At 32.7% G+C, this 23,223-nt stretch carries 18 protein-coding genes; 8 read left to right on the top strand and 10 right to left on the bottom strand.

The window, feature by feature from the left end:
- Positions 1–292 precede the first annotated feature (292 nt).
- From ACNO7W_RS01840 to ACNO7W_RS01815, 6 genes are all read right to left on the bottom strand, one after another.
- Positions 293–1,753: a lipopolysaccharide biosynthesis protein gene (locus tag ACNO7W_RS01840; protein ID WP_417936779.1), complete on the bottom strand. Its 1,461-nt coding sequence runs from the start codon at positions 1,751–1,753 to the stop codon at positions 293–295.
- Between the two features lie 48 nt (positions 1,754–1,801).
- On the bottom strand, positions 1,802–3,085 hold the full coding sequence (locus ACNO7W_RS01835) for a glycosyltransferase family 4 protein (protein ID WP_417936778.1): 1,284 nt from the start codon (positions 3,083–3,085) through the stop codon (positions 1,802–1,804).
- A gap of 77 nt (positions 3,086–3,162) precedes the next feature.
- Entirely contained in the window at positions 3,163–3,627 is a 465-nt protein-coding gene (locus ACNO7W_RS01830) for a hypothetical protein (RefSeq protein ID WP_417936777.1), read from the bottom strand.
- Positions 3,627–3,785 (bottom strand): hypothetical protein, encoded by a 159-nt coding sequence (locus ACNO7W_RS01825; RefSeq protein ID WP_165579406.1) that lies wholly within the window; start codon positions 3,783–3,785, stop codon positions 3,627–3,629. The genes ACNO7W_RS01830 and ACNO7W_RS01825 overlap by 1 nt, the downstream gene beginning before the upstream one ends.
- Before the next feature lie 53 nt (positions 3,786–3,838).
- Positions 3,839–6,250, bottom strand: coding sequence for a YfhO family protein (locus tag ACNO7W_RS01820; protein WP_417936776.1), 2,412 nt, complete (start codon positions 6,248–6,250; stop codon positions 3,839–3,841).
- Positions 6,251–6,298: 48 nt separating this feature from the next.
- Positions 6,299–6,580 (bottom strand): DUF4834 family protein, encoded by a 282-nt coding sequence (locus tag ACNO7W_RS01815; protein WP_143386397.1) that lies wholly within the window; start codon positions 6,578–6,580, stop codon positions 6,299–6,301.
- A 123-nt stretch (positions 6,581–6,703) separates the two neighbouring features.
- Here ACNO7W_RS01815 and ACNO7W_RS01810 point away from each other — a divergent pair, with 123 nt between their 5' ends.
- Both ACNO7W_RS01810 and ACNO7W_RS01805 read left to right on the top strand, forming a co-directional pair.
- Positions 6,704–7,639 carry a transporter gene (locus ACNO7W_RS01810; RefSeq protein ID WP_417936775.1) on the top strand — a complete coding sequence of 312 codons (936 nt, stop codon included), beginning with the start codon at positions 6,704–6,706 and terminating at the stop codon, positions 7,637–7,639.
- Between the two features lie 21 nt (positions 7,640–7,660).
- The gene (locus tag ACNO7W_RS01805; protein ID WP_417936774.1) at positions 7,661–8,779 is read left to right on the top strand and encodes a GTP cyclohydrolase; all 1,119 of its coding nucleotides are present in this window, start codon (positions 7,661–7,663) and stop codon (positions 8,777–8,779) included.
- A gap of 125 nt (positions 8,780–8,904) precedes the next feature.
- On the opposite strand, the gene ACNO7W_RS01800 is transcribed toward ACNO7W_RS01805, so the two are convergent.
- The 3 genes from ACNO7W_RS01800 to ACNO7W_RS01790 form a co-directional block, all read right to left on the bottom strand.
- The gene (locus tag ACNO7W_RS01800; protein ID WP_417936773.1) at positions 8,905–9,063 is read right to left on the bottom strand and encodes a hypothetical protein; all 159 of its coding nucleotides are present in this window, start codon (positions 9,061–9,063) and stop codon (positions 8,905–8,907) included.
- Positions 9,064–9,165: 102 nt separating this feature from the next.
- Positions 9,166–9,360, bottom strand: a complete 195-nt coding sequence (locus ACNO7W_RS01795) for a hypothetical protein (protein ID WP_417936772.1) — start codon at positions 9,358–9,360, stop codon at positions 9,166–9,168.
- 289 nt (positions 9,361–9,649) lie between these two features.
- Positions 9,650–10,912, bottom strand: a complete 1,263-nt coding sequence (locus tag ACNO7W_RS01790; RefSeq protein WP_143386394.1) for an aminotransferase class I/II-fold pyridoxal phosphate-dependent enzyme — start codon at positions 10,910–10,912, stop codon at positions 9,650–9,652.
- A 286-nt stretch (positions 10,913–11,198) separates the two neighbouring features.
- Between ACNO7W_RS01790 and ACNO7W_RS01785 the strand changes: the two genes are divergently transcribed.
- On the top strand, positions 11,199–11,963 hold the full coding sequence (locus ACNO7W_RS01785; RefSeq protein WP_143386393.1) for an NYN domain-containing protein: 765 nt from the start codon (positions 11,199–11,201) through the stop codon (positions 11,961–11,963).
- On the opposite strand, the gene ACNO7W_RS01780 is transcribed toward ACNO7W_RS01785, so the two are convergent.
- Positions 11,960–14,341 (bottom strand): 7TM diverse intracellular signaling domain-containing protein, encoded by a 2,382-nt coding sequence (locus tag ACNO7W_RS01780; protein WP_417936771.1) that lies wholly within the window; start codon positions 14,339–14,341, stop codon positions 11,960–11,962. The genes ACNO7W_RS01785 and ACNO7W_RS01780 overlap by 4 nt on opposite strands.
- Before the next feature lie 184 nt (positions 14,342–14,525).
- On the opposite strand from ACNO7W_RS01780, the gene ACNO7W_RS01775 reads away from it, so the two are divergent.
- From ACNO7W_RS01775 to ACNO7W_RS01755, 5 genes are all read left to right on the top strand, one after another.
- Positions 14,526–16,034, top strand: coding sequence for an FMN-binding glutamate synthase family protein (locus ACNO7W_RS01775; protein ID WP_417936770.1), 1,509 nt, complete (start codon positions 14,526–14,528; stop codon positions 16,032–16,034).
- 3,181 nt (positions 16,035–19,215) lie between these two features.
- The gene (locus tag ACNO7W_RS01770) at positions 19,216–19,794 is read left to right on the top strand and encodes a non-canonical purine NTP diphosphatase (protein ID WP_417936769.1); all 579 of its coding nucleotides are present in this window, start codon (positions 19,216–19,218) and stop codon (positions 19,792–19,794) included.
- 204 nt (positions 19,795–19,998) lie between these two features.
- Complete coding sequence (locus ACNO7W_RS01765) at positions 19,999–21,939, top strand: DEAD/DEAH box helicase (RefSeq protein ID WP_314895492.1); 1,941 nt, start codon at positions 19,999–20,001, stop codon at positions 21,937–21,939.
- 86 nt (positions 21,940–22,025) lie between these two features.
- Complete coding sequence (locus ACNO7W_RS01760; RefSeq protein WP_143386388.1) at positions 22,026–22,793, top strand: carboxypeptidase-like regulatory domain-containing protein; 768 nt, start codon at positions 22,026–22,028, stop codon at positions 22,791–22,793.
- 130 nt (positions 22,794–22,923) lie between these two features.
- Entirely contained in the window at positions 22,924–23,163 is a 240-nt protein-coding gene (locus tag ACNO7W_RS01755; RefSeq protein ID WP_417936768.1) for a DHCW motif cupin fold protein, read from the top strand.
- The last annotated feature ends 60 nt before the right edge of the window (positions 23,164–23,223 follow it).

Raw genomic sequence — 23,223 nt, 5'->3', positions numbered from 1 at the left:
GCTCCTTTTTGGACTAAAATATATAAGTTATGGTATTACTATTCTCTTTCATCTGTTCATTTGATGTTGTCATTGTTTATTATGTAAATAAGTCGATACTTTTTATTTTAATAAAATGATTGGATGTCGGGATAAGTACAAAAACAAAACAATCTGTTTTTATTCCATTTAGAAATATAAAACAATCCAATCTTTAAAGAGGGCTGGGATGAGAAAAAAAGACTGTTTTATATTTCTAAATGGTATTATTTACATTTTTTTCCTGATCAAAAAGAAGATTCCAATTGAAAAATTATTTCAACTTTTTCAATACTTTATCCATAACTTGGTTTATTTCAGTAGAAATAACAAATTTATAATTGATATAAACATATAAAATGGTCACCAAAACAGATTTTAATCCAATACCAATTATAGGATGAAAAGGAAACTGCCAGAAATAAAACAGTAAGAACAAAACAAACGTAATTGCTATAGAATACAATGTTTGACTTGTGAAAGGATATAAATCCAAGCGCTTAACCACAAAAAGCAATTTGGCAAGACTATATAAGGTTATCGATAATAAAGTAGCAAAAGCAGACCCCATAATACCATATATGGGGATAAAAATCATATTCAAGACTATAGTCAAAACAACTAAAAATACACCAAGAAACAATACTGCTCTGTAATATTTTGTATTAAAAATGATAGCATTATTATTCCCTAAAATCAGGTCGAAATATTTGGAAATCCCAATCATAAAAACCACCAAAATACCTCCACTATACTCTTTAGGCACTAATTCATACAACTGATTGATATTAACAAAAATACATAACATCACAAAGCCGCCAACTATTTGGAGATTAATGGATGTTTTTTTATAGAGATCATTTAATTCATCATGTTTATTCTCGTGCATTAACCTTGCGGTAATTGGATAAACAATTTGGTGCATCGCACGACTGGGAACGGATATAACTAAGGCAATATATGTCGCTACTGAATAATAAGCGATATTTTCAATAATCATATATTGATTGAGCATCATTTTATCACCATCCAAAAGTAAATTAGCAACACTTCCGGATAAAATAATATAAAAGGTATACTCCATTATATTTTTTACATTGTGTGGAATGGCAAATTGAAAAACTGGCTTTTTAATATTAAATGCATATAGCATCGTAATCATTAAAGCCAAAAAATAAATTCCTGCAGTAACATAAACAAATTCTATAACCGAAATCCATTTATAATACACTCCTATCAAAGCAAACAACGAAAATAATCGAAGTCCCACTTCCTTGATAAAATTACCAAAAACAGAATGCATATGAACTCTTGCCCAAGCGTAAAAAATTTCAAAATAAGCCATACACAATCCTATGAATGGAATAAGCCAAATAAACTCTTTAACAACCGGATTTTTCTTGGATAAAAAAATTGAAATGTCATCAAAGAAAAACAAACCAATCAGCAATAATGGAATACACAAAAACAAAGGGAATAATACCGTAAAAGATAAAAATCGGGATCTTTCCTCATCGGATTCGTATTGTGAATAAAACTTCACCAAAGTATTTTGCATTCCTATGGCAAATAAAGGCATGATAACATTAGCTGCCGAAAGAATATAATTTGTCAAAGCATAATAGGTAGCTCCTAAAAAAATAGGATACAAATAGAGTGTGTTTATGGCTCCAATACCAAAGCCAATATAGGTTATTATGGTGTTTTTTAAAGACTGATTTAATACTATTCCCATTCTAGGAGTTTAAAGTTTAAGATTTAAAGTTGCAAGAACTTCGGCTTTTTATTGAATCAATTGTACTAATTCTTTGGTAAGGTTTTTTCTGGAATAGCGTTGTAACCCTACTCCATTTGCTTGTAATTTCCCTTCCAAAAACTGATTATAAAAGTCCAAAATTACACCTTTTAATCTCATCTTTTCTGAATAATTAAAAAACACGCCTGTATTGGTTTCAGTTATGATTTCAGCAAAATCAGAACCATTTGGCCCAATCGCTATAATTGGTCTGTTAGAAACCATATATTCGAATAATTTTCCCGGAATAATACTCTTTGTATCTTCGGAATTGATTTCGATAAGTAATAAAACCTGTGATTTTCTTTGATGTGCAATCGCTTCCGCATGGGAAACATAACCTAAATTATTCAAATACGGATTTAATCCAAATTGAGTTATGGCTTCCAATACTTCCTGACTTACTGCCCCTATCAGTTTTATTTCTAAATGTGATTTGAAATCCGGAATCTCATTAATTAATTCAACCAAACTTTCCCATAAAATCAAAGGGTTTCTTTCGGAAAGAAAAGAACCAATGTGGGCTAAACTAAATTTTGAATCCAAGGTTTGTTTCACGACATTTTCCGTATCATACCCATTCGTTATAACTGTAATAGGTTTGTTTGTAATGGCTTGAAATTCTGTTTTTGTGGTTTTGCTCGTTACTATAATCGTGTCTGCCGTATTTAAAACCTGATGTTCTAATGCTTTGTGCTTTTTGGCGGCATAATCTGATAATCGCAACGATTTGTGATAGCCAATGGTCGTCCAAGGATCCCGAAAATCAGCAAACCATTTTAAATCTAATTTTTGTTTTAGCTCTAATCCAATGAGATGCAAACTGTGTGGCGGACCCGAAGTAACAATGGTATCAATATTATTTTCTCTAATGTATTTTTCTAAATAAGAAACGGATGGTTTTACCCAAAAAACACGGGCATCCGGAATAAAAAGATTGCCACGAATCCAAAGAAACGTTTTATCTAAAAAAGATTGCTTTTTTTGATTTGGGATAATTCCAGAACTGATTTTTTTGGTTTTATTCTTCGAAAAAAACGAAGCTAATTGATACGGTTCAAAAATTTTATGCTTTAAAATAATTGCTTTATCCGAAACCTCTTTTACTAAATTTTCATCAACAATTGGATACGTTGGGTTCTCAGGAATATATACAATAGGCTGAATTCCAAAATCGGGCAAATATTTTACAAACTTAAGCCAACGCTGTACGCCAGGTCCCCCAGCTGGTGGCCAATAATAGGTAATTATTAAGATTTTCTTTGGTTCCAAAGTTTAAGGTTTAGAAGTTTAAGGTTTAGAAGTTTAACTTAAAACTTCTGAAATCAAAAATCGTTAATCAACAATCTTCAATCATTTTTTTTATTTAGTTTTTCTAACTCTTCAATATCTAAAATATCTTTGGGTCTGTTTGTAGCTTTTTTAGCTTTTATCAAATTATCATAATCTAAAAAATAAACAGGAATTTCTTTCAAGATAACAATAGTTGAATTTTGTAGCAAACTGTCAAATTTTTCATTTTCTAACCCTTTAATAGAAGTCATCACATCTAATCTCAAGCCATAAGAAATAGTAAAATCTGTAAATCCAGCAACAAATTGCATTGTTTCAAGTGATGCAAAATCTCCAATTCCAATTGCTGCAAAAGCGAGACGAAGATTTTTTCTATTTTCAATAGTATCGTCAATCAATATATCAATATCCCCAGTATTTCTGGTATAACCATAAATATTTACTGCCAATCCACCAATGGTTAGATAACGAACATTGTTTTCGTTGAGTTTTTCCCAAATGTCTAAAATTTCTTGAAGCATTATTTTTTCTGAATAATTCTTGGCGCAGTTTTTAAGGCATACGAAATCTCAACCAAAGCCATAAATCTTTCTATTCTTTCAGAGTACAACTTTTGCAAATCAGAAGTTTCAATTTCCTTTTGTATCAATCTATTTTCCTTTTTATATAAAGATTTCATATTCAAATGTACAATTTTAGAAAAACATTTCGACTAATTCTTATATTCTATTCTCATTTACTTGCTTTCTTCTTTTCAAAATAAATTCCTCCAATTAATAGCAGTAACATTCCTATTGAACTAAAGAGTGTAATTGTACTACCCGTTTTTACCACTTGTGGCTCAAACTTGAATTCTACAGTGTGTTTCCCTGCAGGAACTTCTAAACCTCTTAAAGTATAATCTACTCTGAATTGCTCCACTACTTTTCCGTCAATCATTACATTCCAGCCTTTTGGATAATAAATTTCAGAGAAAACGGCCAAACCTTTGTTGACATTATTCGAAGTGTACTTCAAATAATTAGGCTTATAATTATCTAAGATAATTGTCGCCAAACTGTCTTTGGCGAAAGCCTTATTTTTTATTTCAAATTCTTTTTGATTGACTACTGCCACATTTTTAGAATCTAAACTATCCAATGCTTTCATTTCTTCATCAGCAGAATTCACTAATTTTACTTCACTCACAAACCAAGCATTTCCGTTAGCATTCGGATTCGAAGTTGGGAATTCTTTTCCTTCTTTATCCGTTTGAATTACATATTTCACATTAAGCATATTCAGAATTTCCATATTACTTTTGGCAATTTGGTAATCAAATAATTGCTGCATTCTCCTTGGTTTAACCGCACTATAACCTCCTATAGATTTATGGAAATAAGAAGTTCTGGCGCTTGATAAATTACCACTTACTTCAAAAACTCGGTAATGAGTCGTGTCTTTAAGAATCTCAACATCCGAAGGTTTTTCCTGAAACGGAGCTTCAACTTCTCTTCCGCTCATAAAATCTTTACCTGAAACATATTTTTTATCTACAAAAAATAAGTCAAAAATCATTAAAAGACCCACAAAAATTATAGCCGTATTTGAGGCCAATCTATTTTTTATAAACAACCATAAAACCCCAGCTGAAAGCAAAATAAAGAAACCGGAACGTAACAAATCGGCACTATACAAACTCCTTCTGTCTTCCTTGAGCGCATCAACAAAACCAGGCCCATAACTTTCCAGAAAATAACTATCATTTCCGCCGGAAAAACTAAACATGCTTTTAGAGAAAAACAAAATCAAAATAGCTCCTAAGGCTACAGTTCCAGATTGCCACAAGGCTTTCCATTGCAGCTCTTTTTCTAATTTGAAAAAAGATTGTAATCCCATAATCGCTAAAACAGGAAAACATAATTCTAAAATTACTTGTATCGAAGAAACCGCTCTAAACTTATTGTACATAGGAACGTAATCGATAAAAAAGTCTGTCAAAATAGGGAAATTTTTACCCCAGGAAAGTACTAATGCTACGATTGCCCCAGAAAGAAATACATATTTAATTTTTCGCTTATCAATAAACAAAGCTAAGATTCCCAAAAAGAAAACGACTGCTCCAATATATGCTGGCGCAGCTACAATAGGCTGATCACCCCAATACGTTGGCATTCCCGAAACAAAATCGTTCGCCTGTGCTTCAGGTACTCCTTGACCAATCATAAAATTATACATCTTACTATCTGTCCCAAGAGCTTCATTATTAGAACCTCCAAAAAGTCTTGGAGCAATAAGATTGAAACTTTCAGCTATCCCGTAACTGTATTCCGTAATATAATCCCGAGTCATTGCACTATTGCTAGTCGTTTTTGAACCGTCAGGATTAAAAGTTAATTCACTTTTACCGCGAGTACTAAAATCCGCATACTCTGCTGTGGCCAATAAATTTGTTGCATTAGCACCCAATGCAAAAATTCCTGCTACCGCAAGAACTCCAAACGAATATAATAGTGATTTATATTCCTTCTCTTTTACAGCCTGAAAAATAAAATAACCCGAAAGTATCAATAAGAAAAGCAACAAATAATAAGTCATCTGGAAGTGGTTCGCATTAATTTCTAATGCAGTGGCAAACATCGTGAGTAAACCACCTAAAATGTATTTTTTTCGAAACACTAAAATAAAACCGGCAATAACTAGCGGCATATAGGCAATGGCATGCGCTTTGGCATTATGCCCAACACCAAGTATAATTATCAAATACGTCGAAAAACCAAAAGCCAATGCACCAAAAAAGGCTTTCAAAGGATCAATTTTTAAAACCAGCATTAATCCATAAAAGCCAAGAAAATACAGAAATAAATAATCGGCGGGACGAGGTAAAAATCGTAACGCATCATCAATCATTCCAATATAATCATGAGGATATTTTGCTCCTAATTGATAGGTAGGCATTCCTCCAAAAGCTGAATTTGTCCAATAAGGTTCCACATGATCTGAGGCTCTAAAGTCGTTTTGCTCTTTGGCCATTCCCGTGTATTGGGCAATATCCGATTGAAAAATTTGTTTTCCCTGCAATACAGGATAAAAATAGATTAGAGATAGGAGTACAAAACCAAGTATGGCCAGCGCGTGCGGATAGAACTTATTTATTATTTTCAATTTTTGAAGGTTTGGTTTACAGTATGAGAGCTATGTTTTACGACAAATTTAATCTATTTCTTCGTAATCAACATATTCTCCTACTTTTTTGGTTTCACGCGGATTTTTGGCATTCGCAGTATTGTAAATCACTTCGTCTTTACTTTGTGTTGTATTCCAAGAATTATCCTGCGCATTTTGTTGCTGTTGCTGAAAATTTTGCCCCGCTTTCTCCACTACTTTTTTAACCAATAAAGGCAGGAATAACTTCGCCAAAAATTTAAAAATGTAATAGAAAGCAACCATATAAAAAAGTGCTTTTATAAAACCGGAAAAAGAAGCAGTTTGCATAAACGTATAATTTTTTTCAAAATTAATAAATCCAACGTTCAAAATTAAAATATCCTTCTTAAATAAATAATAAAATATAGTACATTTGAAAAGCGTTATTACTTTTTAACCCAAAAAAATAATATGTTCAAATTCAAAATCGTACTTGCGGCAGCTATCTTTATGATTCCATGCATTCATTATGGCCAACATACAGATCAAATCAACTCCAACAGACCCGGTGAAACCATGTCGGCTTTTGCAGTTGGAAAATCAGTAATCCAAATAGAAACAGGCATTTATGGCATCAAAGAAAAACACAATTTATTGAATTATGACGCCAATGGTTTTGGGATTGATGCCACATTAAGATGGGGGTTATTTATGGAAAAATTAGAATTAATAGCCGATTTGCAATACCAAAACGAGAAATTCACAACATTGTTCAGTAACACCAATAGATCAGCACTAAAACAAACCGTTTTAGGAGCTAAATATTTGATTTACGATCCTTTCAAAAATTACGAAAAAAAGGTAAATATATACAGTTGGAAAGCCAATCGAACTTTCAATTGGCATCAATTAATCCCTGCCGTTTCGGTATTTGCAGGAGCTAATTTTACTATGGCCGATAATCCGTATTCTTTTTCTCCTGAATCCAACATATCACCAAAAATCATGTTGATTACCCAAAACCATTTAGGTGACGGAAGTTGGGTTTTTGTAACTAATATCATAGCAGATTATGTCACTACTGATTTTCCAAGTTATGGCTATGTGTTGACCTTAACAAGAGGATTCAATGATAAATGGTCTGGATTTATAGAAAACCAAGGTTTCAAAAGCGATTTTTACAGCGATGCCATTGTGAGAGGAGGCTCCGCTTATTTACTGAATAAAGACATGCAAATTGACGCATCCATAAGTACCAATTTCAAAGACACTCCTTCTGTTCTTTATGGAGGCGTTGGATTTTCTTGGCGCTATGACGCTAATTATAATGAAGTCAGAATTAATTTAGACAATAACGATTCCGATAAAAAAGCTAAGAAAAGAGCAAAAAAAACAAAAAAGGGATAGAAATCACAAGCCAAAACTACCATGATTACAATAAAAGAAGCCAAAACCAAAAGCGAGCTAACGGATTATATCAAGTTCCCTTTTTCTTTATACAAAGACAACAATTATTGGGTTCCACCGATCATCGCAGATGAACTGGAAACCTTTGATAAAACTAAAAATCCCTCTTTCGAAAATGCCGAAGCGTATTTTTATATTGCATACAAAAAAAATGAAATTGTAGGCAGAATCGCTGCCATAATCAATTGGAGTGAAGTAAATGACCAGCAAAAAAAGAAAGTTCGTTTTGGTTGGTTTGATGTAATCGATGATATTGAAGTGACAAAAGCATTACTTGAAAAAGTCTATGAATTAGGTCGAAAAAACAATTTAGAACACGTTGAAGGTCCAATGGGATTCTCAAATTTAGATAAAGTAGGTGTTCTTACCGAAGGTTTTGACGAAATGGGAACCATGATTACGTGGTACAATCATCCCTATTACGCGACACATTTTGAGCAATTGGGTTATATTAAAGAGAAAGAGTACATAGAAAGTAAATTTCCATTTGCAAATGTAAAACCGGAATTTTTTGAAAAAGCGAATGATTTGGTTAAAAGAAGATACCAATTAAGTCCGCTTAATTTTAAAACCACCAAAGAAGTAATGCCTCACGTGGATAAAATGTTTGATTTATTCAACGAATCCTATGCTTCTTTATCCTCTTTTGTAGCCATTTCAGATATACAAAAAGAGCATTTTAAGAAAAAACACATCAGTTTTATCAATCCTGAATTCATCAAATTCGTGGAAGATAAAGACCATAATATTATTGCTTTTAGTATTGTGATGCCTTCCTTTTCGGAAGCATTGCAAAAATCAAAAGGAAAACTATTCCCCTTTGGATTCCTGCATTTGCTGAAAGCAAAAAAGCATAGTAAAGATGTGATTTTTTATCTTATCGGTGTTCTCCCGGAATACCAAAACAAAGCAGTCACAGCAATCATCTTTAAAGAGTATTATGAAACTTTCAGAGAAAAAGGCATTATCAATTGCTACAGAACACCTGAATTATCAGACAATGCAGCCAGTATTAACTTATGGAAACATTTTGATCCGGTGATACACAAACGAAGATGTACTTTTTTAAAGAATTTGTAGAAATTAGATTGTAGCACTAAAACTAAAAAATTCATCGGCCGCGGCTGATGAATTTTTTAGTTTTAAACGATTGAGTCCATACATTTTTTAAAATAAAAATTCAAAAATTACATTTTACAATCCACTTATGACAAGACGGTATTCCCGTCAAATTTTAATTGTTTCGTATCTTTAAAAGTGACTTTTCCTTTATTATCATCTACAACATCCCCATAACCTTCAACATAAGAATCTCCTTTTTTCAAGAAAGCAACTTGGCGAACGGTGGCAATACCCTCAGACATGAATGCATAATCCGCAAAAAGTGTATCTCCTTTTATTTCTCCAACTAATGTACCTTCGTTTTTGTCTTTCTCATAGAAATTATAACTTAATTTCCCTGAAGTCTATTCATTGCCCTTTATATTCAAAGTCATTAAAATCGTATCCTTTTTTATAATTGCGCTGTAACATTCTTCGGATACAGGTTCTTCAACAGCTATTTTTTCTGATGCAGCCGGAGCTTCTTCCATTTCTTTTTCTTTTTTACAAGAAACTAGAATACTCATAAAGACAACCCCTAATACAATTACTTTTTTCATAAACTTCCCATTTTAGTTTTATAAATGTACGGATTCATAGCTAAATTCATTCCAAAAAAAATCCATCAGTCTTGACGAGGCTACTGAAAAAGTCCTTAAAGAATTAGATTTCATTAAAAGAGTAGAAAAATAAGATTTTCTACTCTTTTTTTCATCCTGAAAATGAAATACTTAAGCAAAACTCGAATTTTCCTTAATTGCCTTAAAATGTCTAATTACTAAAAAGAGATACTTTTTCAGTAGCCTCGTCAAGACTGATGGATTTTTTATATAAAACTTCAACACTGAATTAAGCGTCCAAATCAACTTTAGTTCGTGATGCAATTTCTTTATACGTTCCGTTTTCTAATTTTTCACGGATCGCTTCAAAAGCAGTTAGTGTTTCATCAATATCAGCTAAAGTATGTGAAGCTGTCGGTGTCATTCTTAACAAAATAATTCCTTTTGGAATCACAGGATAAATCACAATCGACAAGAAAATTCCGTAATTTTCTCTCAAATCATTTACCATAACCATTGCTTCCGGTACACTTCCTTCAAGATAAACTGGTGTAACACACGTATTAGTATCACCAATATTGAAATTTCTAGAACGCAATCCGCTTTGTAAAGCATTAACGATTACCCAAAGTTTGTCTTTCAATTCTGATGAATTTCGCAACAATTCCAATCGTTTCAACGAACCAATGGTTTGAATCATTGGTAATGCTTTAGCAAACATTTGCGAACGCAAATTGTATTTTAGGTAGTCAATGATTGCTGCATCAGCCGCCACAAAAGCACCAATATTAGCCATAGATTTTGCAAAAGTTGAGAAGTAAACATCAATATCATCCTGAACACCTTGCTCCTCACCTGCTCCAGCACCTGTTGCACCAAGTGTTCCAAAACCATGTGCATCATCTACAAGCAAACGGAAATTATATTTTTGCTTCATAGCAACAATCTCTTTCAATTTTCCTTGTTGCCCACGCATTCCAAAAACACCTTCGGTAATAAAAAGAATACCTCCACCATTTTCTGCAGCCAATTTTGTAGCACGTTGAAGATTTTTCTCCATGCTCTCCAAGTCATTGTGCTTGTAGGTAAAACGTTTTCCCATATGCAAACGAACTCCGTCAATGATACAAGCATGAGCATCAACATCATACACAATTACGTCATTTTTAGTAACCAAAGCATCAATAATTGACACCATTCCTTGGTACCCAAAATTCAATAAATAAGCCGATTCTTTCATTACAAAAGCAGCCAACTCATTCTCTAATTGTTCATGATATTTAGTATGCCCACTCAACATACGGGCACCCATTGGATAAGCCGCGCCATATTGTGCGGCCGCATCAGCATCTGCTTTACGAACTTCCGGGTGATTTGCAAGACCTAAATAGTCATTCAAGCTCCAGTTCAAAACATCCTTTCCAGCAAACTGCATTCTTGGACCCAATTCTCCTTCTAATTTAGGAAAAACAAAATAACCTTCCGCTTGTGAAGCCCATTTTCCTAATGGTCCTTTATTGTTTTGAATCCTTTCGAATAAATCTTTTACCATAATATATCAAGTAATAATTTTAATTTTAAGAAGTTGCAAAAATAATTATTTAAATTTTATAATGGTATTGAAAGCAAATTTATTTTCGTACCCACTTTGTGTCATGTAAAAAGCAAAGTTTGTCATCCTGAGCGAAGTCGAAGGGAGGAGCTATTTCCTGCTCTACACTGTATCTTTTGTGCCGAAGAAAAATCGGCACAAAAGGATGCCGTTTCGATCAGGGCTAAAAAGCGTATTCAGGAATAAACTTTGTATATTTGAATAAATATTTCAACATTAGAAATTTATGTCACAAGATACAAAAGAATTAAAATTGGCCGTTCTCATTGATGCTGACAACGTTCCCTATAGTAATGTAAAAGGAATGATGGAAGAAATAGCCAAATTTGGAACACCAACCACCAAACGTATTTATGCCGATTGGACCAAACCAAATGCCGGAGGTTGGAAAAGTGTTTTATTGGAACATGCCATTACGCCTATTCAACAATACAGTTACACGGTGGGTAAAAATTCTTCGGATTCAGCGATGATTATTGACGCCATGGATTTATTGTATTCGGATAAAGTAGATGGTTTTTGTATTGTTTCCAGTGATTCTGATTTTACACGTTTAGCAATCCGATTGCGAGAATCCGGAATGAAAGTCATTGGAATTGGAGAACAAAAAACGCCCAATTCATTTATTGTTGCCTGCGATAGATTTATTTATATTGAAGTTTTGGATGGCGCCATTAAAAAGAAATTACCAAAAAGAACTGCCTCAGATGCAAAAAAAGCAACACCTAAAAGCTTAAACAAAGTCGATGTACAAACCATAGAATTGATAGAATCAACCATCGAAGACATTGCTGATGACAGTGGCTGGGCTTTTCTTGGAGATGTAGGAAACCTCATCGTGAAGAAAAAACCCGAATTTGATCCAAGAAATTATGGCTTTGCAAAATTAACTCCTATGCTTAAATCTCTTACTGATATTCTTGAAATCGATGAAAGAGATTCGGATAAAAAAGGAATTAAACACGTTTATGTTCGATTGCGTTACAGTTAAATTAACCTTTTAACTGCCTCATATAAGGTTTCTTTCTTAATTGGTTTAGACAAATAATCATTCATCCCTATTTCCTTAACACGCTGCTTTGTGGTTTCCATCACGTCAGCGGTTACCGCAATGATTGGAATATTGCTGTTATCTGCTCCTGCTTCACCATTTCTAATTGCGATTGTTGCTTCATAACCATCCATAACTGGCATTTGAAGATCCATTAATACAATATCAAATTGATTTATTTTAAATGCTTCCAAGGCTTCCTGACCATTATTAGCATAAACAACAGTCGTATTTAGCCATTTTTTGGTGATCATTTTTATGACCATTTGATTGATCGGATTGTCTTCAACTACTAAAAGGGATTTCCCTTGTAAATCTTCAATAACAGTTTTAACCGGAACTTCCGTCTTTTTCTTTTCTGGCGATACATCAAAATCTATTGTAATAACGCAGCTGGTTCCTTCATTGATTATACTATCCATTACAATAGTTCCGTTTTGCATATCGACCAAAGTCTTAACGATGTAAAGTCCTAATCCAAGTCCGCCAAATTTTCGCTTATTATCGATATTATTTTGAGAGAAAGAATCAAAAATACTGTCCATTTTATCTTTGGAAATTCCTATACCAGAATCCGAAACAGTCAAAATCAGACTGGCTTTATTGTTAGGTTTCAACTCGCTATCGATAGTAAATTTCACAAAACCGATGGCTGTAAATTTAATGGCATTATTCAATACGTTGTTCACCACCTGTACCAATCGGGTCACATCTCCAATTAAAAAATCAGGAATAGTATCCGATTTTGAAAACTGAAATTCTAATCCTTTATCTTTAGCGATATTGATTGCATTATTCTTCAAATGCTCCAAGACCTGTACCGGATCAAACTGCTCATTTTCCAGCCTTAATTCTCCTTTTTCAATTTTAGAAAAATCTAAAATATCATTGACAGAACTCAATAAACTATGCGAAGAATACTTTATAATCTGGCAATTTTTTCTGATTTTTTCATCCTGAACTTCATTAGAAATAGAATCAATCATATTCATAATAGCATTCAGTGGCGTTCGCAATTCATGACTTATATTTGACAAGAAATACGATTTCAAATCATTCATCTCTTCGGAACGAACTAATGCGATACGAGTGAGTTCATTCTTTTCGTTTTTAAGATTTCGAATTAAATTTGACATCGAAAGAGAAAGAAAAATAATCTCTAAACCAGTACCCAATTTAGAACTATTTTCAGTTAAAAAATTATTAGGAACCTGACCGAAGTTATTCAGAATAAACACTCCAAATCCTAGAATTAAAAAGAAAATTCCAATAGTAAATAAAGAGTCTATTGGCTTCTTTTTATAATAAAGGTATCCAATGGAACAAATAATCAAAATCAAAAATATCAATGCCAACACATTGACCAACATATAACAAAACAACAAAGCAGAAGGAAAAAGTATTGCGCAAAATAATAAAACAAACAGTAATGCATAACTAGTGTTAAACAGCGCATAAAATATTTTGCTGTGTTGTTTTATTTTCAAAAACACTTCACTGTATTTCCCAGATAAAAAAGCTGCAATTATCGCAAAAAACAACACCGCATGATTTGAAAACCAGCCGCCATGAGGTGTAACGATCTGAAAGAAAAAACCATCTAAAGAAAATTGCAATAAACCAACAAAAACAACATATAAGCTATAATACAAAAATGTTTTATCGCGTAAACCAAAAAAGAAAAAGAAGTAAATTATCGCTACAATAACCAAAATTCCATAGAAAATTCCATAAATCAATTGCTCCTTTGAAAGCATTCTTATAAAACTTTCAGATGAATACAGTTTTATTGGCATTTTTAGTACTTCACCATCACTTTTTAGATGCAAAAACAATTTCAAGCTGGATTTTGGTGCTATTTCAATTTTAAAAATGGTTTTTCGATTATCAAAACTACGTTCATAATACGGCATATTATCACCACTAACAGTTTTGGTGATTTTTCTTGAAGCTACATCAACAATATATAATTCTACCAAATCTGTAATTGGTCTAGCAGTCTCTAAGTAATATTTTAAGGATAAATCTGTAGGGTTTTTAAGTTCCGTTTTGGTCCAAAAATTATTTTGAGTAAAGCCTAAATCATCATTTTCAGTTTTAAGCTTTTTAGGGCTCAATGAATTATAATTTTCAATTACAAATTGAAAATTATAATTTCTTTGGCCAACATCCGTAATTGTAGTATAGTTGTGTAAAGAAATTTTTTCAGGAATCGCATCACTCCTAAATACATATTGTGAATAGGTTTTTGTAAAAATCAACATGAAAAACAATAATTTAAAAGTAATAGAAAATAGGTTACATTTTTTTTGACTCATGTTTAATAAATTACAATTAGACAAAAACACTTACGTAAAAAAGAGTACTTTAGTTTTTCTAACTACTCTTTCTAAATTGTGTTTTTCTATTTTGTGAAATAAAACAATTCATTTCAAATAATAGCGTTAAAAGCCCAAAATCTTCAATCTTCTTGCTAATTTAGTAGTTGAAATAACTTTCATTATGAGACAAAAATTTTTCGTTTTAGGAATCACTGCATTTATCATCACTTCCGTTCTTTATTTCTATTTTAACATCGGACTATTTTTGTTAGTTATTTTATCCATTCTATTATTAGTTGGATTAGCCAATAGCATGCAACACAAACATGCCATTTTAAGAAACTTTCCTGTATTCGGCTATTTTAGATATTTATTTGAAATGATAGCACCTGAAATTCAGCAATATTTTATCGAACGTTCCACCGATGGGAAACCTTTTTCCAGAAATCAGCGAACGCTGGCCTATCAAAGAGCAAAAAATATTGATTCAACATCTCCATTTGGAACACAATTAAACCTCAATCGATCAAGTTACGAAGGGATCAAACATTCTATTTTTCCTGCAACAGTCAATGAAGAACTTCCTCGAATTTTAGTTGGCGGACCTGATTGTACGCAACCCTATTCCGCTTCATTATTAAACATTTCTGCGATGAGCTTTGGTTCCCTGAGCGAAAATGCCATCATGGCTCTAAACAAAGGAGCTCTCAAAGGGAAATTCTATCACAACACAGGAGAAGGTGGTTTGACCGAATTTCACCAACAAGGTGGCGATATTACTTGGCAAATAGGAACGGGTTATTTTGGTTGTCGTGATGACAGGGGAGGTTTTGACGGAGGGAGATTTGCAGAAAAAGCAAATTTACCAGAAGTAAAAATGATAGAAATAAAATTATCGCAAGGAGCAAAACCTGGACATGGCGGTGTTTTACCTGCTGCAAAAAACACCGAGCAAATAGCCAAAATTAGGGGAGTTCAACCACATACTACTATTCTTTCTCCACCAAGCCATTCGGCATTTTCAGATGCGAAAGGTTTGGTAGAATTTATTGCAAAATTACGGTTGCTGTCCAATGGGAAACCAATTGGTTTCAAATTATGTATTGGAGAAACCAGTGAATTTGAACTGATTTGCCAAGAAATAATGGTTCAAAATTGTTTTCCTGATTTCATTACTGTTGATGGTGCCGAAGGCGGAACGGGAGCCGCTCCTCTTGAATTTGCCGATGGTGTGGGAATGCCGTTAGAACCCGCACTTATTTTTGTCAATAAAACACTGGTACGTTTTGGCATCCGAGACAAGATACGTATTATTTGTAGTGGTAAAATCATATCCGGTTATTCCATTCTTAAAGCTGTTGCGCTTGGTGCTGATATGTGCAATTGTGCACGTGGATTCATGTTTTCATTGGGTTGTATTCAAGCTTTGCGCTGCAATACTAATGAATGCCCTACGGGAGTTGCTACCCAAAACAAAATGCTAATGAAAGGATTGGTCGTAACTGATAAATCAGAACGGGTCTTTTATTTTCATAAAAACACCCTACATGCTGCCAACGAACTTCTGGCTGCCGCTGGTAAAAAAAGTTTTACTGATGTTGATATCAACATTTTTATGCGTGGTGATGAATTTACTCATTTATCTGATTTGTATTTTCCAGACAATTTAAAAAGTGTTACGAAACACTAAAAAGTTTACAGCAAAAAAAGGAGAACCTTTACAGTCCTCCAGTTGTTGATTCTAATTTACCATTATCTAACTTATACTTTATCTAGTATAGCTGACTATTGAATTATCATATCTTATTGTAAGGTTGATATATCAAGTAATTAATCAAAATCACACTCAAAGATACAATTTAATTCCACCATAACAACTACAAATCAGATTTTTAACTAATCGTTAACGAGTCATTTTATAAAACTAAAACCACAGTTATTAAGACATTATTATCCCTAAAAATTAGTTTAGTAAATTTTAATAAAAGAGGTTTCTAATACAATTGCATTAGAAAAACAGATAAACTAAAAAACTAATCTTTTTGGCATCTAGTCCTAAAAAAGGAGGCCTTTTTACAGACCTCCAATTCAGACCTTGGTTTGTCATTATCAGCTTATACCTTTCGATACAACTAACTATCAAATACGCTACTCTTTGCAGATGGCCATACTCAAGAACAAAGCAAAATCATACTCAAAGATAAGGTGAATTTCATTCCAAACAACTCTAATTATATACTTTAACTCGCAATTAACATGTTGATTTTTAATATTTTAAAAAAAGTAGAAATTACAACAAATTTACCAACTAAGTAATAAGCATTATATAATGCCGTATTTTGTTTTTTCAAAGTTGGTTACAACTAGTATTGATACTGCGAATTAATCAATTTTATCATGCGACAACAAATCATTCCGATTACTTAATGCAGGTTAGTCCAATGAAATTCAATAAAGGATTCATGGTAATTATTTTGAAAATATCAAATTTTAAAAAGACTATACTTGAGAAATAACCATAAAAAAGGAGGTCTTTTTACAGACCTCCGATTTAGACTTTGGTTTATTATTATCAGCTTATATCTTTCGATACAACTAACTATCAAATACGCTACTCTTTGCAGATGGCCATACTCAAGAACAAACCAAAATCATACTCAAAGATAAGGAGAATTCTATTTCAAACAATTCTAATATAGCACTTTAACTCGTAATTAACATATTTATTTTTAATGCTTTAAAAAGCAATACCTATACTAAAACGCATCAACTGATCTATGTTAGCCAAGTAAAATCTAATAAAAAGATTTATGGTAATTATTTTCAAAAAATCAAATTTTTAAAAAGTCCATACTGGAGAAATAACCACAAAAAAGGAGGCCTTTTTAAAGGGCCTCCGATTCAGACTTTGGTTTGTTATTATCAGTCATATCTTTCGATACAACTAACTATCAAATACGCTACTCTTTGCAGATGACCATACTCAAGAACAAACCAAAATCATACTCAAAGATAAGGAGAATTCTATTTCAAACAATTCTAATATAGCACTTTAACTCGTAATTAACATATTTATTTTTAATGCTTTAAAAAGCAATACCTATACTAAAACGCATCAACTGATCTATGTTAGCCAAGTAAAATCTAATAAAAAGATTTATGGTAATTATTTTCAAAAAATCAAATTTTTAAAAAGTCCATACTGGAGAAATAACCACAAAAAAGGAGGCCTTTTTAAAGGGCCTCCGATTCAGACTTTGGTTTGTTATTATCAGTTATACCTTTCGATACAACTAACTATCAAATACGCTACTCTTTGCAGATGGCCATACTCAAGAACAAACCAAAACCATACTCAAAGATAAGGCGAATTCTATTTCAAACAAATCTAAAAGAGCAGTTTAACTCACAATTAACATACTGATTTTTAATGCTTTAAAAAAAACAAGTAATTATAACAAACCTATCAACTGATCCATGTTAGCCAAATGAAATTCAATAAAAAAATTTATGACTATCCGTAATGCGGACTAAAATCATTTCGAATACAATTTTCGTCGTTTGTACATTTATAAAGCATAAATATTAGCCCACAGATAACACAGATTATACCGATTTACACGGATTTTTTTACTTGGTGAATCAAACTGTTTATTTAAATCTGTGCAAAATCCGTTCAATCCGTGTTATCTGTGTGCCATATTTTATCCTTTGGAACATATTGCGGACTGTCATAAAAAAATTTATGGTAATTATTTTGAAAACATCAAATTTTAAAAATAGTATACTGGAGAAATAACCATAAAAAAGAGGCCTTTTTAAAGAGCCTCCTATGTGATTCTGAATTACCGATATTAACTCTTACCGTTACTGGTATAGTCGATAGTGAGTTATCAATCTCATTATAAGATTAATATTCTCAGGTATTCAATCAGAATCACACTCAAAGATATTATTTATTTCTAAAAAAAACCACTCTAAATCAGCATTTTAACCAATAATTAACGTGTCAATTTATTATATAAAAATTACTGTTTTTTAGCCATTTCAACCGTAAAAATTAGTTCAGAGAAATCTAATAAAAGAGGTTCCTAATAAATTGCACTAGAAAATAAGCAAACTAAAAAGTACTATTTTTGGTATATAGACCTAAAAAAGGAGACCTTTTTACAGACCTCCAGTTTAGATTTTGGTTTGCTATTATCTACTAAGTTCCTTTCGGTAACTTGTGACTATCAAATACGCTTCTCTTTGCAGATGGCCATATTCAAGAACAAAGCAAAATCATACTCAAAGATAAGACAAATTCTATTTTAAACAATTCTAAAAGAGTACTTTAACCAATTATTAACGTATTGATTTTCAATAAATTAATAACGATACTAACTTATAGCGTCAATCACCTGATTTCTATACTAATCTACCTTGATAAAATTCAAAAAATATAAAATTCCTGAAAACACGGATACTTCTTTCGCGAACCAAGCTACAATACTTCAGCAGGGAACACAAAAAAGGAGACCTTTTTAAAGGGCCTCCGATTGTAGATTCTGATTCACCATTTATCAAGTCATACCGTTCAGCATGAAATGACTATTTGAATAAGCTTCTCTTTTCAGATGGTTTTACTCAAGTGATTAATCAAAACCACACTCAAAGATACAACTTATGTTAGTTAAATTTTTAAAAAATAACATTTTAACCATTAATTAACTTGTTGTTTTTTAATTAATTACAGTAGAGCATATTCTTTGAATACCAAATAACATACAGATTACTATAATCAATGGGCCGCTCGTGTGGTATTGACACCACTCCAATGAAATTCCTAAAAAAATGTATCTTTGGAGGATTAAATTAAAACCGATAAAATGCAACTCGTTTTCGCTTCCAATAACAAAAACAAAATTCTGGAAATACAAAGTATGCTTCCTGATACAATCAAAATTCTAAGTTTAGAAAGCATCGGTTGTGATGAAGAAATTCCTGAAACAGCAGAAACCATTGAAGGTAATGCTATTTTAAAAGCAAATTATGTTACCCGCAACTATGGTTATGATTGCTTTGCTGATGACACCGGACTTGAGGTGGATTCTTTAAATGGGGAACCCGGAGTTTTTTCTGCACGATATGCTGGCGAACAGCGCAATGCAGATGATAATATGAATAAATTATTGGAGGCCTTATCGGGTAAGAATAATAGAAAGGCACAATTTAAAACGGTCATTGCATTAAATTTAAATGGCAAACAGCATCTTTTTACAGGAATCGCAAGAGGTGAAATCACTTTAGAAAAGACAGGTAATCAAGGATTTGGTTACGATCCTATTTTTAAACCTGAAGAATATCAGGAAACTTTCGCTCAATTATCATTAGAGGTAAAAAATAAAATTAGTCACAGAGGAAAAGCGACACTCCAACTAATAGACTTCCTGAAAGGAAATAAATAAATTTTTACAATACAACATTTTTATAACAATATATCCGATTTCGAGTCGTAATCTCACACTGAATTTACAAATCAAAATTCATAATTTGCAAATAAAAAATATAACTTTCTGATAATCAAATTATAATAAATCATTAAATCTTAAAATAGCATTAGTTTATATGAATTATAAACAGTAATTTTGCACCCTATTTTAAAAATACATATGAATAAATTTGAACAATTAGGATTGAGTGAATCGTTACTGAAGGCGATTTTAGATCTAGGATTTGAAAATCCGACCGAAGTACAGGAGAAAGCGATTCCCCTATTATTGGAAAAAGACACAGATATGGTTGCGTTGGCTCAGACAGGGACAGGGAAAACGGCAGCTTTTGGTTTTCCAGTTATTCAGAAAATTGATGCCAACAACAGAAATACACAAGCATTAATTTTATCTCCAACACGCGAACTTTGTTTGCAGATTACCAACGAAATTAAAAACTACTCTAAATACGAAAAAGGTATTAATGTGGTAGCAGTTTACGGTGGAGCTAGCATAACAGAACAAGCGAGAGACATAAAGAGAGGCGCACAAATTATTGTGGCAACTCCAGGAAGAATGCAAGACATGATTAATAGAGGTTTGGTAAACATATCTCAAATCAACTATTGTATTCTTGACGAAGCTGACGAAATGTTGAACATGGGTTTCTACGAAGACATCGTAAACATCCTTTCTACTACGCCAGACGAAAAAAACACATGGTTATTCTCTGCAACAATGCCTGCCGAAGTAGCACGTATTGGAAAACAATTCATGACCGATCCAATTGAAATTACAGTTGGAGCTAAAAACTCAGGTTCTGCTACAGTTTCTCACGAATTTTACCTTGTAAATGCACGTGACCGTTACGAAGCTTTGAAACGTTTAGCCGATGCTAATCCAGACATTTTCTCAGTAGTTTTTTGTCGTACCAAAAGAGATACACAAGCTGTTGCTGAAAAATTGGTTGAAGACGGATACAGCGCCGCTGCATTGCACGGAGATTTATCTCAAGCGCAACGTGATGGTGTAATGAAATCTTTTAGAGGAAGACAAATCCAAATGCTTGTAGCTACTGACGTTGCTGCACGTGGAATTGACGTTGATAACATTACTCACGTAGTGAATTATCAATTACCTGATGAAATCGAAACATACAATCACCGTTCAGGTCGTACGGGTCGTGCTGGAAAATTAGGAACTTCTATTGTAATCGTTACTAAAAGCGAATTGCGTAAGATTTCTTCAATTGAAAGAATCATCAAACAAAAATTCGAAGAAAAAACAATTCCTTCTGGAATTGAAATCTGTGAAATCCAATTATTACACCTAGCTAATAAAATTAAAGATACAGAAGTTGATCACGAAATTGACAACTATCTTCCTGCAATTAACAGCGTACTTGAAGGTTTATCGAAAGAAGAATTAATCAAGAAAATGGTATCGGTTGAATTTAATCGTTTTATCAATTATTACAAGAAAACCAGAGATATTTCTAATCAATCTTCAGTTTCTGAAAGACGTGATCGTGATGATAGAGATGGTGCTCCAAGAGAAAATAACAATGGTGGTGCAACAAGATATTTCGTGAACATAGGTTCTAGAGATAACTTTGATTGGATGTCATTGAAAGATTACTTGAAAGAAACATTAGACTTAGGTCGCGATGACGTTTTCAAAGTAGATGTAAAAGAAGGTTTCTCTTTCTTTAACACTGATCCGGAACATACTGATAAAGTAATGGAAGTATTGAACAACGTACAATTAGAAGGACGTAGAATCAATGTTGAAATTTCTAAAAATGATGGTGGCGGAAGACGTGATCATAATGGAAGAAGTTCTGGTGGAAGTTTTGGTGGCGGAAGAAGTTCAGCTCCAAGAAGAGAAGGTAGTTTTGCTCCAAGAAGAGAAGGTTCAGGCGGTGGATTTAGAAGCGATAGAAATTCAGCTCCTAGAGAAGGTGGATTTGGTGGAAGAAGCGATTCCAGAAGCGCTGCTCCAAGAAGAGAAGGTGGTTTTTCATCTGACAGACCTAGAACTGAAGGTTCCTCTGATAGAGCACCAAGACGTTCTGAAAGCTTTGGTGATTCGCCAAGACCAAGAAGACCAAGAAGAGACTAACATTTAGTTAATTTTCTTATAATTATATAGAGAAACTACAAAATATTTAATCCTCTTTTATTACTTTTAAAGTTTTAAATGAGTTTATGAAATATTTTGTAGTTTTCTTTTTTTTAGTACTATCTGCAACCGCTTTCGCGCAAGTCACAGAACCTTCCCAAAAAGTCAATGGTATTATTATCAACAACAGCACTAAGCAGCCTTTGTCTAATGTAAATATCATCAACATCAATAAAGTAAGAGGTGCAACTACCGATTCGAGAGGATATTTCGAAATTGATGTCCAGCCAAACGATACTTTACATTTTACTATTTTAGGCTTCCAATCTTTAAGAGTCCGAGTTACAAATGACTGGATAAAAAATAAAAGCACCAAAATTCAACTTACCGAAAAAGCAATTGCGCTGGAAGAAGTAATCATCAGACCCTTTAATTTAACAGGATATCTTGAAGTTGATTCAAAATTAATTCCAACAAAAGAAAACTATCGCTACAGCATTTCAGGATTAACACAAGGCTATGAAGCGGGTGAATATTCTCCAAATGCCTTTGGAAGAGTACTTGGTTCTATTTTTAATCCAGCGGATATGCTTTATAATTTCTTTGGTAAAAATCCAAAAGAGCTCAAAAAACTAAAAGAAATGAAAAAGGATGATACGGTTCGAAATCTACTCGAATCTAAATTCGACAGAGAAACGATATCTGTACTTCTTGGCGTGGATAAAAATGAATTAGCCGAAATTTTACAGCGTTGTAATTATTCGGAAGCTTTTATACAAACAGCAAATGATTTACAAATTATGGACGCCATAAGTGGCTGCTATGAGGAATATAAGATTCTGAAGAAAAAATAATATAACAGTCTATAGTTTTAATCTAAAGATAATTTCAATCCTCAATTACGAAAAGTAGTTGGGGATTTTTACTTTAGAATACTTAAATTTGAGTTTTAGCAAAAATTTATTAATCCAATAAACAAAATCTATGTCTAATATACCTTTCCAAGCTATCAATTGGGACAAAATAGAAAGAACAGAACATAAAGGAGAAACGGGAACAGCCTATTGGCAAACCATACAATTAGGTGGGTTACGAATCCGAAAAGTTATTTATTCAGAAAATTATGTGGCAGATCATTGGTGCCAAAAAGGACATATTGTGCATTGTCTCGAAGGTAATTTCATTAGCGAAATAGAGACTGGAGAATATAATAAAAACACCTAAGATCATAATTGTCCGTCAACGAAATGCGTAAGTAATCATGTATTCTATTGAATTTATCTA

This window comes from Flavobacterium sp. ZB4R12, assembly GCF_048276375.1.
Taxonomy (GTDB): domain Bacteria; phylum Bacteroidota; class Bacteroidia; order Flavobacteriales; family Flavobacteriaceae; genus Flavobacterium; species Flavobacterium gawalongense.
This window is presented reverse-complemented; position numbering and strand designations above follow the sequence as displayed.

Excerpts from the sequence above, each read along its gene's own strand:
- ACNO7W_RS01840 (WP_417936779.1), bottom strand. The coding sequence starts at position 1,753 with ATGGGAATAGTATTAAATCAGTCTTTAAAAAACACCATAATAACCTAT.
- ACNO7W_RS01805 (WP_417936774.1), top strand. The coding sequence starts at position 7,661 with ATGATTACAATAAAAGAAGCCAAAACCAAAAGCGAGCTAACGGATTAT.
- ACNO7W_RS01810 (WP_417936775.1), top strand. The coding sequence starts at position 6,704 with ATGTTCAAATTCAAAATCGTACTTGCGGCAGCTATCTTTATGATTCCA.
- ACNO7W_RS01830 (WP_417936777.1), bottom strand. The coding sequence starts at position 3,627 with ATGCTTCAAGAAATTTTAGACATTTGGGAAAAACTCAACGAAAACAAT.
- ACNO7W_RS01790 (WP_143386394.1), bottom strand. The coding sequence starts at position 10,912 with ATGGTAAAAGATTTATTCGAAAGGATTCAAAACAATAAAGGACCATTA.
- ACNO7W_RS01755 (WP_417936768.1), top strand. The coding sequence starts at position 22,924 with ATGTCTAATATACCTTTCCAAGCTATCAATTGGGACAAAATAGAAAGA.
- ACNO7W_RS01780 (WP_417936771.1), bottom strand. The coding sequence starts at position 14,341 with ATGAGTCAAAAAAAATGTAACCTATTTTCTATTACTTTTAAATTATTG.
- ACNO7W_RS01825 (WP_165579406.1), bottom strand. The coding sequence starts at position 3,785 with ATGAAATCTTTATATAAAAAGGAAAATAGATTGATACAAAAGGAAATT.
- ACNO7W_RS01775 (WP_417936770.1), top strand. The coding sequence starts at position 14,526 with ATGAGACAAAAATTTTTCGTTTTAGGAATCACTGCATTTATCATCACT.
- ACNO7W_RS01800 (WP_417936773.1), bottom strand. The coding sequence starts at position 9,063 with ATGTCTGAGGGTATTGCCACCGTTCGCCAAGTTGCTTTCTTGAAAAAA.
- ACNO7W_RS01765 (WP_314895492.1), top strand. The coding sequence starts at position 19,999 with ATGAATAAATTTGAACAATTAGGATTGAGTGAATCGTTACTGAAGGCG.
- ACNO7W_RS01795 (WP_417936772.1), bottom strand. The coding sequence starts at position 9,360 with ATGAAAAAAGTAATTGTATTAGGGGTTGTCTTTATGAGTATTCTAGTT.
- ACNO7W_RS01770 (WP_417936769.1), top strand. The coding sequence starts at position 19,216 with ATGCAACTCGTTTTCGCTTCCAATAACAAAAACAAAATTCTGGAAATA.
- ACNO7W_RS01815 (WP_143386397.1), bottom strand. The coding sequence starts at position 6,580 with ATGCAAACTGCTTCTTTTTCCGGTTTTATAAAAGCACTTTTTTATATG.
- ACNO7W_RS01785 (WP_143386393.1), top strand. The coding sequence starts at position 11,199 with ATGTCACAAGATACAAAAGAATTAAAATTGGCCGTTCTCATTGATGCT.
- ACNO7W_RS01760 (WP_143386388.1), top strand. The coding sequence starts at position 22,026 with ATGAAATATTTTGTAGTTTTCTTTTTTTTAGTACTATCTGCAACCGCT.